Below are 14,384 nucleotides of genomic sequence, written 5' to 3'. Positions count from 1 at the left end.
TGGCAAAAATATCCTGGGGGTGAGGCCGCAGGCCGAGGGGGCAAAGCCCCCTTACCTGACCCCGATCCCCGCCCGCATCAGCGTCTTGCGTACCGGGGCAATCGAATACATCGCATCCAGGGTCGCCGCCCGCAGATCGCGCAAGGGCTGCGCCCCGATCTGCGAGGCGCGGTTCAGCAGGTCAATCCCCATGACCCGCGTCTGCACATCCAGATGCCGCGCGCGGTGATAGGCGTCCAGCACCGCGGCAGTTCCCGGATCGGCGCGATGGCTTTCGGCCAGATCGAGCAGCACGGTCAAGTCCGCAAGGCTCATGTTCAACCCCTGCGCGCCGATGGGCGGCATGACATGGGCGGCCTCGGCCATCAACGCGGTGCGTTCGCCCGACATCTGCGCCGCGATCTGGGCAATGATCGGCCAGGCCGTCAGGCGCGAGATCTGCGTAAGCTCGCCCAAAAGCCCGCAGGACCGGGTCATCATCTCCTCGCGGAAGGCCTCGGGCGGCAGGGCCATGCGGCGGTCGATCTCGGCGGCATGGTCCATCCAGACCACTGCCGAACAGGGCTGACCGTGCTGATCGGGCAGGGGCACAAAGGTGAACGGCCCCCCCGATCTGTGGATCTCGGTCGAGATATTGCCATGTGGGATGGTATGGCGCACCGCAAAGGCCAGCGCCTTCTGCCCATAGCGCAGCGTCCTGACCCCGATCCCCAGCGCCTGCCGCACCGTGCTGCCGCGCCCATCCGCCCCGATCAGCAGCCGCGCCGCAAAGCGCCGCCCGTCGGACAGCGTCACCAGCGCCTCGCTTTCCCGCGTTGTGACGGCGGCGGTTGCCAAGCCCGGCAGGAAGGTCACGGTCTCCAGCTCGGCCATGCGGGCCAGCATTTCCCGGCGCAACAGCCAGTTGGGCAGGTTCCAGCCAAACGGCTTGTCCGACAGATCGGCGGCGTCGAAATCCTTGATGACGCGGGGTTCCGGCACCACGCCCCCCGCATCGACAATCCGCATGACCTGCAGCGCCGCCGCATGGGGGGCAAGCCGCGCCCACAGCCCCGCGCGGTCCAGCACCGGGATCGACGGGTGCAGGAAGGCCGTGGTCCGCAGGTCTGACCCCTCGGCCTCGCCCTTGGTCACGGGCGGGTTCGGCTCGACGCAGATCACCCGAAACCCGGCGGCACCGAAGGCGCAGGCGGCGGCAAGGCCCGCAACCCCGCCGCCGGAAATCAGGATATCGGTTGTCTCGCGCATTGGGCCGCCCTCCGTTTTCCCGTTAGATAGGGCAAAGCGCGACAGGCGTCCACGCGACGGCTTGTCAGATCAGCCCTGCGTGATCGCAATCAGGATGATGAACATCACCGGCACGGCGGTCAGTGCCGTCATCGCCAGCGCGACCACACCCCACTGCATCACCGCGAGCGTGACCAGCGTCACGAAAATGGTGATCAGGTAAAAGATCACATTGATGTCGCGCTCGATGTCGCGGGCGATGAAACCGATCAGGGGCAGGCGGGCAAGGCCGGTCGGGGCGGCGGGGGCAAGGGTGGACATGGGGCTCTCCTGTTTCGCGTGGCCCGGATATGGGGCCCGCGAAAAGGCGAATCCACGATGCATCTTGTCGCAGGTCTCAGCCGCGCAGCCGCGCCAGGAACCCTGTCAGGTCATCAGTGTGGTGATGGATATGATCGCCAGGTTCCGGGGCAGGCGCTACCAGCACGGTTTTCATGCCCAGCTCATGCGGAACGGCCAGATTTCGAGGATCATCCTCGAACATCGCCGCCTGTGCAGGGTCCAGCCGATCCAGCGCGAAGATGTGCTCAAATGCCGCACGTTCCGGCTTGGGGCGGAATTCCGCATGTTCAACGCCATAGATCGCATCGAAACAGCCGCTGAGGCCCCGCGCCTCCAGCACGCGTTCCGCATAGGGTGCGCTGCCGTTGGTATAGACGATCCGCCGCCCCGGCAGATCGCGGATATGTCCCGCCAGCGCGGCGTCGGGTTCCAGTGCGTCAAAGCGGATGTCATGCACGTCGCGCAGGTAATCCATCGGGTCCAGCCGGTGTTCGGCCATCAGCCCCGCCAGTGTGGTGCCATACATCTTCCAGTAATGCTGGCGCAGGCGGTTCGCCTCGGGCCGGTCCACGGCGGCCACGCGCATGACCCAGTCGGTCATGCGGACCTCGATCTGGTCAAAGAGCCGCGCGGCCGGCGGATAAAGCGTGTTGTCGAGGTCAAAGACCCAGTGACGGACATGAGAGAAGGATTGTGACATCATAGGCCGGACCTAGCCCGAAACCCCACCGCCGACAATGGTCGGGGGCAAATGCGTCGGTCCTTGCCGTGAAATGCCGTCCCGCGCCCTTGAAAGGCGCGCCACCCAGCCATTACTGTCGCCCAAGACAGGACAAAGGGACATCCCGTGCAGAAAGACGCCTATACGCTCATCCTCGAGGCCATCGAAGCCGGCGTCTACAAGCCCGGCGACCGGCTGGTGGAATCGGAACTGGCGGAACGGCTGGGCGTGTCCCGCACCCCGGTGCGCGAGGCGCTGCAACGGCTGGAAACCCAGTCCATGCTGACCCGCGATGGCCGCAGCCTGATCGTGGCCAGCCTTGATCACAACCAGCTGGCCGAGCTTTACGCCGTCCGGACCGAGCTTGAGGGGCTGGCCGCCCGTCTTGCCGCGCGCCACGCGACCGAAGAGGAAATCCGCGTCCTGAAAACCATGGCCGAGGAAGACCGCGCCCTCCTTGGTGGTGATCCCCGCGCGCTCAGCCGTGCGAACAAGCGGTTCCACAAGCAGATCCATCTGGCCAGCCACAACCGCTTTCTGGTGCAGCAGCTTGATCTGGTGCATCGGTCCATGGCGCTGATGGCCAATACCTCCTTCGCGGCCGAGGGGCGCGACGAGGTGGCCCTTTCGGAACATGAGGCGATCGTGGCCGCCATTGCCGCCCGCGACGGGGATGCCGCCTATACCGCGCTCAAGGCCCATATCTCCAAGGCGTTCGAAACCCGGCTGCGGGTTGAGGCGGGCGAGCTGAAGCTGCGCTGATCATCCCGGTTCCGGTTGAATTCGCCCGGTTTTTTTGCGACGATGCGGTCACGCGCGGCAGGCCTGCGCGCAACGGGTGGTAAGGGGTGCCGGTCGTGTCACGTCTGACACATCTCGTGCTGGTTCTGGCAGGCTTGGCTGCGGTTTCGACTGCGGCGGCTGATGAGGTGCGCCTGACCGCCGACCTGCCCGAGGCGCGGTTTTCCCTGAACGGGCAGGACTTCGTCATTCGCCGCCCGACCGACCCCACCAGCAAGCTGAGCGGCGAATTCACCAAGACCGCGCGCGCCTGCCCGCCTTTCTGCATCCAGCCCATGGTGCCTATCACCGGCGTCACCCCCGTGGCCGAGCTTGAGGTGATCCGCTTCCTGCAGGATCGCGTCGCCGGCGGACAGGGCGCGCTGATCGACGCGCGCCTGCCGGAATGGTTCGCCAAGGGCAGCATCCCCGGTGCCGTGAACTTGCCGTTCGCGACACTTTCCGCCGAAAACCCCTTTCGCAACGATATCCTCGTGGCCCTGGGTGCCCGGCCACTGGGGGGCAGCAATTTCGATTTCTCGGCCGCGCTGGAGCTGGTTCTCTTCTGTAATGGCGCCTGGAGCGATCAATCCCTGCGCGCTATCGATGCGCTGGTCGCGCTTGGCTATCCGGTGGACCGGCTGCATTGGTATCGCGGCGGCATGCAGGATTGGCAGATGCTGGGCCTGACCGTGGCGCGGGATCAAAGCCTCGCCCAGGCTGGTGGGGGCGCACCATGATCCGGATGAGCCTCGTCTACCTCACGATCGTCATCGGCATCGCCTGGGTCATCACCGGCGGGCCCAGTTTCGTGTCGCCGCCCGAACCCGATCTGGCCGCGATCTTTGCCGAAGGCAGTCCGCCCGGCGCGGAACCGGTGGGCATGTCCACCTCGACCGCCGCCGCGCTGGCCGCCGTGGCACCACCGGGGCAGATCGGCCTCGGCCGTCCGCTGGTCCGTGGGGGGGATGCAGCCCTTGGCCGGACCACTGCCGCCATCCTGCGGGAACTGGCCCTGCTGCCCAAGGGACAGACCCCGGAAGGGACGGATTATCAGGCGCTGTCCTCCGTCGCGCTTTCGGGCCTGCGCAGCCTGCGGGGCCTGCCCGAAACCCCCGGCACCTCGCTTGAGGGGCTGGTGGCCCAGGCCCTGCGCGAAGGTCAATCCGACGCCTATATCGACGCCCTCGTGAATGAGGCCGCAGGGCAGGGCCAGCTTTCGGTCCCCGCGGCCCTTGTCACCGCAAGCGGACAGGTTGATACGGCGGTGCTTCTGGCCAGCCTCGTGCAAGAGGCCCGGATTGCCGCAGGTTTCACGCCGCGCCCAAGCCCCGAACGCCGCATCCCGGACAGCAGCTATACCGTGCAGCCCGGTGACAGCCTCGGCGCCATCGCGCTGCGCTTCTACGGGGATGCCGCGCTTTTCCCGGCGCTCTTCGCGGCAAACCAGCCCAATCTCGCCTCGCCCGATCAGCTGCAACCGGGCCAGACACTCATCCTGCCTGACCGCGCCGCGCCTTAACCGCCCGTGTGGCTCATGTGGCGCGACATCTGCCCCGCCACCTTCTGCCGCGAATAGTCGAAATCATGGCCCTTGGGCTTGCGCGCAATCGCCGCCCGGATGGCCTGTTCCAGTGCCGCATCATCGGCACTCGCCCGCAGCGGCCCGCGCAGATCGGCGACATCCTCCTGCCCCAGACACATGAACAACTCCCCCGTGCAGGTCAGCCGCACTCGGTTGCAGCTTTCGCAGAAGTTATGCGTCATCGGCGTGATAAAGCCGATCCGCTGGCCCGTCTCGGCCAGCCGCACATAGCGCGCAGGCCCCCCGGTCCGATCCGGCAGATCGATCAGCGTATAGCGCCCCGCCAGCTCGGCCCGCAGCTCCCGCAGCGACCAATACTGGTCCAGCCGATCCTCGCCGCCCAGATCCCCCATCGGCATGACCTCGATGAAGGTCAGGTCATGGCCCTCGCGCGCGCACCATTCCACGATGGGGAACAGCTCGCCGTCATTCACGCCCTTCAGTGCCACGGCATTGATCTTCACCTGCAGCCCCGCCGCCCGCGCCGCCTCGATCCCCTCCAGCACCTGCGCCAGCCGCCCCCACCGCGTGATGCGGGAAAACTTCTCCGGCTCCAGCGTATCGAGCGAGACATTGATCCGCTCCACACCACACTCCACCAGCTCCCTCGCATAGCGCGCAAGCTGGCTGCCGTTGGTCGTCACGGTCAGCTCCTGCAAGGCCCCGCTCTCCAGATGCCGCGACATGGCCCGAAAAAACGTCATGATGCCCTTGCGCACCAGCGGCTCTCCGCCGGTGATCCGCAACTTCTCGACCCCCAACCGCACGAAGGTCGAACACATCCGGTCCAATTCCTCCAACGTCAGAAGATCCGCCTTTGGCAGAAAGGTCATGTTCTCCGCCATGCAATAGACACAGCGGAAATCGCAGCGATCCGTCACCGATACCCGCAGGTATCGGATCGCGCGGGCAAAGGGGTCAATCAGGGGCGCAGGTTCCATGGGCAGATTTTACGCCCCCCCGCCCGCAGCGACAAGGCGCATTGCGCCGCCCCTGCGCCCCCCGGCGCCACGCCTCTCATTTTCTGTCCGGAAATATCCTCGGGGGTGAATGGGCCGAAGGCCCAGAGGGGGCAGACAGCCCCCTCCCTTCCGCTCACTCTGCCTTGGGCAGATATTGCGCGGCCTCCTTGCGGGCAAAGGCCTTCAATCCCGGCCCATGCTCGGCCAAAAAGGCCTGAACCCGCACGGGATCATGCTTTGACAATTCGCGCAGCCACCAGCCGATGGCCTTCTGGATGAACCAGTCCCGGTCCCCGACCATGGCCGCGGCCCAGCCCAGCACCCGCTCCCGAGCGGCAAGCTCGGCCGGCTTGGGGAAATTCAGCTTGGTCAGCGGCAGCGTCATCACCAGCGCCGCCCGGCGTTGCCACATCAGCGGCGCTGCGATCCAGCCTTCCACCGCATCCAGCCGCCCCAGATCGGCCATGATGCGCTTTTCTCCGGCCTTGCTCACATGATCGGCGATGGCCCAGGCGTCGAACTCGGGCACCCAAGCCTGTATCAGCGCCCAGACGCCGTCATCGGGGCGGATGCGCGCCTGGGTCAGCAGCTTGGCTGCGGCGACGCGGCCCTCATGTACATTGCTGTCCCACAATCCGGCGGCAAGCTTGAGCCGCCCTTCAAGGTCCAGACCCAGACGCCAGTCGCGCGTCAGCGCATCAATCGCGGGCACTGGGGTGCCCAGATAGCGCCGCTCGGCCTTGTGATAGGCGGCCATCTCGGGCGCCTTGGCGGGGTCGCCCGCGGCGGCGATCTGGTCTAGCGCGGCCTCGGCCGTGTCCGGTGCCGGGGCGGGGGGCGGGGTCTCGTCCTCGACCCAGTCGCTCCAATCCTCGCTCTGGGGGGTCTCGCCTTCGGTCCCGTTCATGCCTCGCCCTCAAGATTGGCCTCGATCCCGGTCGCCAGACCGTCGATCGACACCCGGTTGCGTTCGTCCCAATAGGCGGCAATGCCTTCGGGGCCTTTCTGTTCTGCCCATGTCCGCAGCACCGGCCGTTCACGTGCCGATTCCATCTGCGGCACGGCGAAACCGCAAGAGGTCTGCACCAGATCCACCGCCAGATCAAAGATCTGCCGCGCGCCGGGCAGGGCGGGCAGCTGCGCTGCCAGATCCGCCCAATCGCCATCGCCCCGATGGATCACCCGCGCCCTGCCATAGGCCCGCAGGATCAGCGGGCGGGTGCCGAAGCTGCACCACATCACCGTCATGCGCGGATCGCGCGGCAGATGTGCCGCGGTTTCGTTCCCGGATCCGGTGACATTCAGCCAGATCAGCCGGTTGGGGCCGATCACGCGGAGGCTGTCCATCCCCTTGGGCGACAGGTTGATGCGCGCGTCGGGGGCGCTGGTTGCCACGAAATAGACCGGCTGTTCGGCGATGAAGGCCTGATGATCGGCCCCAAAGCCCGCGAACTGCTTGGCCATCTCACTCCACCGTCACGGATTTCGCAAGGTTGCGCGGCTGGTCCACATCCGTCCCCTTCGCAATGGCCGTGTGATAGGCCAGCAATTGCGCCGGGATCGCATAGAGGATCGGCGCCAGCAGATCGGGCACTTGCGGCAAGGTCAGCGTTTTCCAGCAGCCCGCCCCTGCCTCGGCGACACCCGCCGCGTCGGACATGAGCAGCACCTTCCCGTGCCGCGCCATCACCTCTTGCATGTTCGAGACGGTCTTTTCGAACAAATGGTCACGCGGGGCCAGCACCACCACCGGCACGCGGTTGTCGATCAGCGCGATGGGGCCGTGCTTCAGTTCGCCCGAGGCATAGCCCTCGGCGTGGATATAGCTGATTTCCTTGAGCTTCAGCGCCCCCTCCAGCGCCAGCGGGAACATCGCACCCCGGCCCAGGAACAGCACGTCCTGTGCCTCGGCCAGCTGTTCGGCCAGCTTCTCGATCTCGGGCGCAAGGCCGATGGCATGGTTCATCAGCCCCGGCAGCAGACGGAAGGTCGCCAGATGGTCGGCGACCTGATCCGCCGTCAGCCGACCACGGTCAAACCCCGCCTTGAGCGCGAGCAGCGCCAGAACCGCCAACTGGCAGGTAAAGGCCTTGGTCGAGGCCACGCCCACCTCGACCCCGGCAAGGATCGGCAGCGCCAGGTCGCTTTCCCGCGCGATGGACGAGGTGGTCACATTCACGATCGACAGGATCCGTGCCACTTTGTCACGCGCATAGCGCAGCGCGGCCAGCGTATCGGCGGTCTCACCCGACTGGCTGACGAACAGCGCCCAGCCCTTTTCCGACAGTGGCGGTTCGCGGTAGCGGAATTCCGACGCGATATCGATGTCGCAGGGTAGCCCGGCGAGGCTTTCAAACCAGTATTTCGCCACATGGCAGGCGTAAGAGGCCGTGCCGCAGGCCACCATGGTCAGCCGGTCCACGCCCGCGAAATCAAGCCCCTCAGGCAGGGTGATGGCGCCGCCCGTGGTGTAATGTTTCAGCGCATCGGCCAAGACCACCGGCTGTTCGGCGATTTCCTTGGCCATGAAATGCTTGTAGCCCGCCTTTTCGATCCGCGTGGCATCGACCTGGATGCGCGTCATCGCGCGATTGGCGCGGCGGTTCTCGGCGTCGAAAATCTCGGCCCCCTTGCGGGTGATGACGGCCCAGTCGCCTTCCTCAAGATAGGTGACGCGGTCGGTCATGGGGGCAAGGGCGATGGCATCCGATCCCACGAACATCTCGCCCTCGCCATGGCCAATGGCAAGCGGGCTGCCCTTGCGGGCGCAGATCATCAGATCATCTTCGCCTTCAAAGAGGAAGCACAGCGCGAAAGCGCCGTGCAGCCGCGGCAGGATTTCGGCCGCGGCCTCTTGCGGGGTTTTGCCATCGGCCAGCGCATGGCGCATCAGCAGGGCGATGGTTTCGGTATCGGTTTCGGATTCAAAGCTGTAGCCCGCGGCGGTCAGCTCGGCCCGCAGTTCGCGGAAATTCTCGATGATGCCGTTATGGACAACGGCCACGGCGCCGGCGCGGTGGGGGTGGGCATTGGCCACGGTCGCCGCGCCATGGGTGGCCCAGCGGGTATGGCCGATCCCGGCCCGCCCGGCGAGCGGTTCATGCACCAGCAGGTCCGACAGGTTTTGCAGCTTGCCCACCGCGCGGCGGCGATCCAGACGGCCGTCATTGACCGTCGCGATCCCCGCGCTGTCATAGCCGCGATATTCCAGACGCTTCAGCGCCTCGACCAGCAGCGGCGCCACCTGATGGTTGCCCAGAACCCCAACAATCCCGCACATGTCATTCGCCTTTCTGGCGCTTGGCCTTGATGGCCCGATACATCTCAAAGAGCCGCGGCGCGAGACCCGGCTTCACCACCTGCTTTGCCCGCGCAAGCGCGACCGCCTCGGCCGGCACATCCTCGGTGATGACCGAGCCTGACCCCGTCATCGCGCCGTCGCCCACGCTGACCGGCGCGACCAGCATGGTATCCGACCCGATGAAGGCCCGTTTGCCGATGCGCGTGCGGTGCTTGTTCACCCCGTCATAATTGCAGGTGACGGTGCCCGCGCCGATATTGGTATGTTCGCCCACATCAGCATCGCCCAGATAGGTCAGGTGGCCGACCTTCACGCCCTCGTCCAGAATGGCATTCTTGATCTCGACGAAATTGCCGACATGGACGAATTCCGCCAGTTCCGCGCCGGGGCGCAGGCGGGCAAAGGGGCCGACATCGGCGCCGCGCGACACATGGCAGCCTTCCAGATGGCAGAAAGCCTTGATTTCCGCGCCGCTTTCGATGGTCACGCCGGGGCCGAAAACCACATTCGGCCCGATGATCGCATCCCGCCCGATCACGGTATCCAGCGACAGGAACACGGTTTCGGGCGCGGTGAGGGTGACACCGTTTTCCAGCGCATCGGCGCGGGCGCGGGTCTGGAAGGCGGCCTCGGCCTCGGCCAGCTGGGCGCGGGTATTGACGCCCATCGTCTCGGCCTCGGAGCAGGTGACGACACCGGCCGAAAGGCCGCGCGCGCGGGCCAGCGCCACGATGTCGGTCAGGTAATATTCGCCCGCCGCATTGTCATTGCCCACGGCCGAAATCAGGCTGAACAGCGTCTGCACATCCGCGCAGATCACCCCCGAATTGCAAAGCGTGATGGCGCGTTCGGCCTCGGTCGCGTCCTTGAATTCGACGATGCGCTCCAACTGATCGCCATTGGTGATCAGGCGGCCATAACGGCCCGGATCGGCGGCCTCGAATCCCAGCACGACGACGGCATGGCGGGCGCGGGCCTCGCGCATGGCTTCCAGCGTTTCGGGTCGGATGAAGGGGGTGTCGCCGTAAAGCACGACGCAATCGCCGCGCGCCTCGGTCAGCAGGGGGGCGGCCTGCGCGACGGCATGGGCGGTGCCGAGCTGTTCGTCCTGCACCACGATCTCGCAGCTGTCATCCCAGGCGCGGGCGGCCTTGGACACGGCCTCGGCGCCGTGACCGGCCACCACGATCACCTTTTCGGGCGCAAGGGCGGCCCCGGCCTGCATGGCATGGTGCAGAAGCGGCGCCCCGGCAACCTTGTGCAGCACCTTCGGCAGGTCGGAATTCATCCGCGTGCCCTGGCCCGCGGCGAGAATGACAAGAGAAACCGACATGACACCCCTTTCCTTGGCGTTGCGCCCGTTTTAACCCCATGGCCTTGGGGCGCAAGACATGCCCCATCACACAATCTTTCGGCAGGTTTCAACCAAAAAGGACACGCCATGTTCACCGTGGTTTTCGATCTGGACGGCACGCTGGCCGATACCTCGGCCGATCTGATCGCGGCGGCCAATGCCTGTTTCCGCGGGCTTGGCCATGGCGACCTGCTGGATCCGGGCCAAGATGCGCTGACGGCCTTTCACGGCGGGCGGGCGATGCTGCGGCTGGGGTTTTCCCGGCTGGGGATCGAGGATGACGCTCTGGTCGGATCCCAATATGCGCCCCTGCTGGCTGCTTATGCCGAGGGGATCGACACCCATACCCGGCTTTACCCCGGCGCGGTCGAGGCGGTCTTGGCGCTGCGTGAAGGCGGCTATCGCACGGCGATCTGCACCAACAAGCCCGAAGGTCTGGCCGAACTTCTGCTGACCCGGCTTGGGGTGCGGGGGCTGTTTGACAGTCTGATCGGGGCGGATACGCTGCCCACGCGCAAGCCCGATGTGGCGCCCTATGTCGCCTCTGTTCTGCGGGCGGGGGGCGATCCGCGCCGATCGCTTCTGGTGGGGGATACCGAAACCGACCGCCGCACGGCCGAGGCCGCGGGGGTGCCCTGCATCCTTGTCAGCTTCGGCCCCGAGGGCGCAGGGATCGCGCGTCTGGCGCCGACGGCAATGCTGGATGACTATGCCGACTTGCCCGGGCTGGTCGAACGCCTGCGGGGCTGAGTTATTCCGGAACCTGCGCCGCGCACCAGTCGACCGTCGCTTCGAATTCATCCAGAAGTGCGGGCATGGTGCGCGTCCGCATCAGCTTGTCGGCCCGCTGCACAAGGGCTCGGACGCGGTCGCGTTCGCTGCCCGGCAGTTCCGACAGAAGCGCGACGGCGACCACCTGGGCCTGCGCGCGCGCCTCGGCCGGGATGAAGCCTGCCTGTGCCAGACGGTCCGAAATCACCATGAGCATCGCCGCGCAATGCAGACGCTGTGCATCGACCCCGGTCAGCACCAGATCGGCACGGGCGGGCGCCGCCGCACCCAGAAAGGCGGTAACGATCAGGCAGGCGGGAAGAAGGCGCATCAAGGGGCTCCGGCAGGGCAGGTCGCCCCCTTGCCATGCGGCGCGGGGGAATCCAAGCCCTGACGCTTCCCCTTTGCGGCGCGCCAGAATCTTCGCCCGGAAACGCCGCGTTGACAGACGCCATGACGCGGCGCATGTGAGGGGCATGGAACGTTTCACCGGATCATTCACCCAGCAGGAACCGATACCCGAGGAGGCCATCGCCGCGGCGCTGCGCGTCCTGCAATCGGGGCGGCTGCACCGTTACAACACCATCCCGGGCGAGGTGGCGGAAGCCGCCCTGCTGGAAGAGGAATTTGCCGCCCAGACCGGGGCGTCTTATTGCCTTGCCGTCGCCTCTGGCGGCTATGCGCTGGCCTGTGCGCTGCGTGCGGTGGGGGTGGGGCCGGGTGACAGGGTGCTGACCAATGCCTTCACCCTGGCGCCGGTGCCGGGGGCGATTGCCTCGGTCGGGGCGGTGCCTGTGTTTGTCGGTGTGACCGAGGGGCTGGTGATCGACCTTGAGGATCTGGCCGCCAAGGCCGATCAGGCGCGGGTGCTGATGCTGAGCCACATGCGCGGGCATATCTGCGATATGGACGCGCTTATGGCGCTTTGTGCCGCGCGGGGCATCACGGTGATCGAGGATTGCGCCCATACGATGGGGGCGGGCTGGGCCGGGCGGCTGACAGGGCGTTGGGGCACGGTGGGGTGCTTTTCCACCCAGACCTACAAACACGCCAATTCCGGCGAGGGTGGGCTGCTGATCTCGGACGATGCCGAGGTCATGGCGCGGGCGATTTTGCTGTCGGGGAGCTATATGCTCTATGACCGCCACCGCGCGGCGCCCCCGCCCGAGGCCTTTGCCGATCTGCGCCTGCAGACGCCCAATATCTCGGGCCGGATGGATAATCTGCGCGCGGCGATCCTGCGACCGCAGCTGCGCGATCTGGCCCGCCAATGCGCGCGCTGGAATGACCGCTACCGCGTTCTGGACGCGGGGCTGGCCGGGGTGCCGGGGTTGACCCGTGTGGCGCGGCCCGAGGCTGAGGGCTTCGTGGCCTCTTCTTACCAGTTCCTGCTGCTGGATTGGCAGGATGACGCAATCCGCGCCGTGATCGCGCGCTGCGCCGCGCGCGGGGTGGAGCTGAAGTGGTTCGGCGCGCCGGAGCCGGTGGCCTTTACCAGCCGCTATGACAGCTGGGGCTATGTGCCGTCAGAGCCGATGCCCGCGACCGACCGGGTGCTGTACGGGATTTTGGACATGCGCCTGCCGCTGACCTTCAGCCTTGAGGATTGCGCGCTGATTGCCCGCATCATCCGCGCCGAAGTTTCGGCTGTGTTTCAGGGGGATCTGAGCGCCCCCGGTGGCGTGGCGCGGGTCGAGTGAGGGCGCGGGGGGCTGTCTGCCCCCCTTGGCCTGCGGCCAATCCCCCCGAGGATATTTTCAGACAGAAAATGGGGCTTTGATCCAAAGCTCAGGGTGTGTCGAGCGGGACCACCGAGAGCGACATCTTGCCCGAGCCCTGGGTCAGTTCGCTGGCATGGCCAAGGTAGATGAGCGCGTTGTTCTTCGCGTCATAGATCCGGGTCACGCGCAGGGATTTCAGGATGAGGGAGCGGCCTTCGCGGAAGACCTCTTCCCCTTCCGGGTCGCGGTCGATGTCGCCCAGGGTTACGGGGCCGGTGCGCGTGCAATCCAAGGCGGAATAGGAGGGGTCTTCGAACCAGTTGCCGTTTTGCAGCCGGTCGATCACCGAGCGGTCGAAATAGGCGAGATGGCAGGTGACGCCCTTGACCTTGGGGTCGGCGAAGGATTCGACGAGGATGTCATTGCCGACCCAGTCGACGCCGACTTTGCCCACGGGATCGGCCCGGAGGGGGAGGGCCGTGAGCAGGGTGAGGGCGGCAAGCGGGAGAAGGCGGGGAAAGGGCATGGGAGGCTCTGGTCACGGGTCTGACTGAGGTGGGGCGGCGGAGCCTCTGGTGCAAGGGGCTGAGGGGCAAAAGGGGGGGGACCGGCGGGTCCGCCCCCTTTTGTCGGCCCACCGATCAGAACTTCATGATATAGGAGAGGCCTGCGACCACGGGGTCAACCTCGACCTTGCCGACGGTGGCACCATTGAGCTTCACGTCGCTGTCGATGTCGATATAGCGCAGGTCGGCCCGGATGGCGCCCTTTTCGCTGATGGCGTAATCGACGCCGAGATGGGCGGCGAGGCCCCAGCTGTCCGAGATGTCAAGATCACCGAGAGGCGAGCGGTCTTCGAAGAAATGCGTGTAGTTCACGCCCAAGCCCAGGAGCGGGGTGATCGGGCCGCCGGTCGGGATGTGGTAGTTGATCGAGACGGTCGGCGGCAGGTGTTTCGTCACGCCGGCGCGGGCGCCATTCACATTGACGACGTGTTTGAAGGGCAGGGCGCCCAGGACCTCGATCCCCACGTTGTCGCGCAGGAAGTATTCGAAGGTGATGGTCGGGCGGGCATTGCCGTCGATGGTGGCCGCGCCCCCGGCCACGGTGACATTGTCGGATTTCGGGCCAACAGAGCCGAGGCCGAGGCCAAGGGTCATGTCACCGGCCGATTGTGCCGCGGCGGGCAGGGCAAGGGCGGCAGAGGCCAGAAGGGCAAGGGCGATCGTTTTCATGATGTTACTCGCAGATTGTTTGCGGCCCGACCCTGCGCCGGGCGGGTGCGGGCAACTTTGACCTGCATCAACCGGAACGCCCGCAGGCCTGCGCCAGATTGGCAGGCTTAAGCATATGAAATGAATTCACTATTCATGTTTTGAAGATGGGCCTTTCGGGGCATTTTCGTTCTGATTGGGGCCAGGGGGCAGACGGGGTGTGGCAAGCCCTAGAGATTCCCTTGGTCTTTGCCGAATGCGACCTGCTTCTTCTGCATTGCGGCAGAAAATCGGTGTGCGGTGGTATGCCGCGATGCCAAGTGGCTGGAAATCACACGAAAGCGGGGGGTTTTTCCCTTTGGCTTCGGTTGACCCCGCCAAGGGGGCAGAGTAAACGGAACCCAGC

The 14,384-nt window shown here is 66.1% G+C and carries 16 protein-coding genes; 5 read left to right on the top strand and 11 right to left on the bottom strand.

The window, feature by feature from the left end; genetic code table 11:
* Positions 1 to 51: 51 nt before the first annotated feature.
* The 3 genes from IE101_RS03845 to IE101_RS03835 form a co-directional block, all read right to left on the bottom strand.
* A complete protein-coding gene (locus IE101_RS03845; protein WP_189632449.1) occupies positions 52 to 1,248 on the bottom strand; it encodes a UbiH/UbiF family hydroxylase in 1,197 nt (398 codons plus the stop codon).
* 69 nt (positions 1,249 to 1,317) lie between these two features.
* Positions 1,318 to 1,548 carry a hypothetical protein gene (locus IE101_RS03840; protein ID WP_189632448.1) on the bottom strand — a complete coding sequence of 77 codons (231 nt, stop codon included), beginning with the start codon at positions 1,546 to 1,548 and terminating at the stop codon, positions 1,318 to 1,320.
* Between the two features lie 76 nt (positions 1,549 to 1,624).
* Complete coding sequence (locus tag IE101_RS03835; protein ID WP_189632447.1) at positions 1,625 to 2,272, bottom strand: pyrimidine 5'-nucleotidase; 648 nt, start codon at positions 2,270 to 2,272, stop codon at positions 1,625 to 1,627.
* A gap of 144 nt (positions 2,273 to 2,416) precedes the next feature.
* On the opposite strand from IE101_RS03835, the gene IE101_RS03830 reads away from it, so the two are divergent.
* The 3 genes from IE101_RS03830 (at position 2,417) to IE101_RS03820 (ending at position 4,592) form a co-directional block, all read left to right on the top strand.
* Positions 2,417 to 3,052, top strand: a complete 636-nt coding sequence (locus IE101_RS03830) for a GntR family transcriptional regulator (RefSeq protein ID WP_189632446.1) — start codon at positions 2,417 to 2,419, stop codon at positions 3,050 to 3,052.
* A 95-nt stretch (positions 3,053 to 3,147) separates the two neighbouring features.
* Positions 3,148 to 3,810 (top strand): rhodanese-like domain-containing protein, encoded by a 663-nt coding sequence (locus IE101_RS03825; RefSeq protein ID WP_229804006.1) that lies wholly within the window; start codon positions 3,148 to 3,150, stop codon positions 3,808 to 3,810.
* Positions 3,807 to 4,592 (top strand): LysM peptidoglycan-binding domain-containing protein, encoded by a 786-nt coding sequence (locus IE101_RS03820; RefSeq protein ID WP_189632445.1) that lies wholly within the window; start codon positions 3,807 to 3,809, stop codon positions 4,590 to 4,592. Before IE101_RS03825 ends, IE101_RS03820 begins: the two co-directional genes overlap by 4 nt.
* Here the strand turns inward: IE101_RS03820 and moaA are convergent.
* The 5 genes from moaA to glmU all read right to left on the bottom strand — a co-directional run bounded on the left by moaA (position 4,589) and on the right by glmU (position 10,251).
* On the bottom strand, positions 4,589 to 5,596 hold the full coding sequence (gene moaA / locus IE101_RS03815) for a GTP 3',8-cyclase MoaA (RefSeq protein ID WP_189632444.1): 1,008 nt from the start codon (positions 5,594 to 5,596) through the stop codon (positions 4,589 to 4,591). The genes IE101_RS03820 and moaA overlap by 4 nt on opposite strands.
* 154 nt (positions 5,597 to 5,750) lie before the next feature.
* A complete protein-coding gene (locus tag IE101_RS03810) occupies positions 5,751 to 6,374 on the bottom strand; it encodes a DNA alkylation repair protein (protein WP_229804022.1) in 624 nt (207 codons plus the stop codon).
* Between the two features lie 146 nt (positions 6,375 to 6,520).
* Entirely contained in the window at positions 6,521 to 7,081 is a 561-nt protein-coding gene (locus IE101_RS03805) for a pyridoxamine 5'-phosphate oxidase family protein (protein ID WP_189632442.1), read from the bottom strand.
* Position 7,082: 1 nt separating this feature from the next.
* Positions 7,083 to 8,897, bottom strand: coding sequence for a glutamine--fructose-6-phosphate transaminase (isomerizing) (glmS, locus tag IE101_RS03800; protein WP_189632441.1), 1,815 nt, complete (start codon positions 8,895 to 8,897; stop codon positions 7,083 to 7,085).
* Between the two features lies 1 nt (position 8,898).
* Complete coding sequence (gene glmU, locus IE101_RS03795; protein ID WP_189632440.1) at positions 8,899 to 10,251, bottom strand: bifunctional UDP-N-acetylglucosamine diphosphorylase/glucosamine-1-phosphate N-acetyltransferase GlmU; 1,353 nt, start codon at positions 10,249 to 10,251, stop codon at positions 8,899 to 8,901.
* Positions 10,252 to 10,359: 108 nt separating this feature from the next.
* Here glmU and IE101_RS03790 point away from each other — a divergent pair, with 108 nt between their 5' ends.
* Positions 10,360 to 11,022, top strand: a complete 663-nt coding sequence (locus IE101_RS03790) for an HAD hydrolase-like protein (RefSeq protein WP_189632439.1) — start codon at positions 10,360 to 10,362, stop codon at positions 11,020 to 11,022.
* Between the two features lies 1 nt (position 11,023).
* Here IE101_RS03790 and IE101_RS03785 read toward each other — a convergent pair whose 3' ends face one another.
* Positions 11,024 to 11,374, bottom strand: coding sequence for a hypothetical protein (locus IE101_RS03785; RefSeq protein ID WP_189632438.1), 351 nt, complete (start codon positions 11,372 to 11,374; stop codon positions 11,024 to 11,026).
* Between the two features lie 145 nt (positions 11,375 to 11,519).
* Here IE101_RS03785 and IE101_RS03780 point away from each other — a divergent pair, with 145 nt between their 5' ends.
* Positions 11,520 to 12,743: a DegT/DnrJ/EryC1/StrS family aminotransferase gene (locus IE101_RS03780; protein ID WP_189632437.1), complete on the top strand. Its 1,224-nt coding sequence runs from the start codon at positions 11,520 to 11,522 to the stop codon at positions 12,741 to 12,743.
* A gap of 88 nt (positions 12,744 to 12,831) precedes the next feature.
* Here the strand turns inward: IE101_RS03780 and IE101_RS03775 are convergent, their stop codons facing one another.
* Positions 12,832 to 13,290 (bottom strand): CreA family protein, encoded by a 459-nt coding sequence (locus IE101_RS03775; protein WP_189632436.1) that lies wholly within the window; start codon positions 13,288 to 13,290, stop codon positions 12,832 to 12,834.
* Between the two features lie 115 nt (positions 13,291 to 13,405).
* Positions 13,406 to 13,999 carry an OmpW/AlkL family protein gene (locus tag IE101_RS03770; protein ID WP_189632435.1) on the bottom strand — a complete coding sequence of 198 codons (594 nt, stop codon included), beginning with the start codon at positions 13,997 to 13,999 and terminating at the stop codon, positions 13,406 to 13,408.
* Positions 14,000 to 14,384 lie beyond the last annotated feature (385 nt).

Origin of the sequence: Gemmobacter lanyuensis, from assembly GCF_014652355.1 — a bacterium.
Lineage (GTDB): Bacteria > Pseudomonadota > Alphaproteobacteria > Rhodobacterales > Rhodobacteraceae > Gemmobacter > Gemmobacter lanyuensis.
This window is presented reverse-complemented; position numbering and strand designations above follow the sequence as displayed.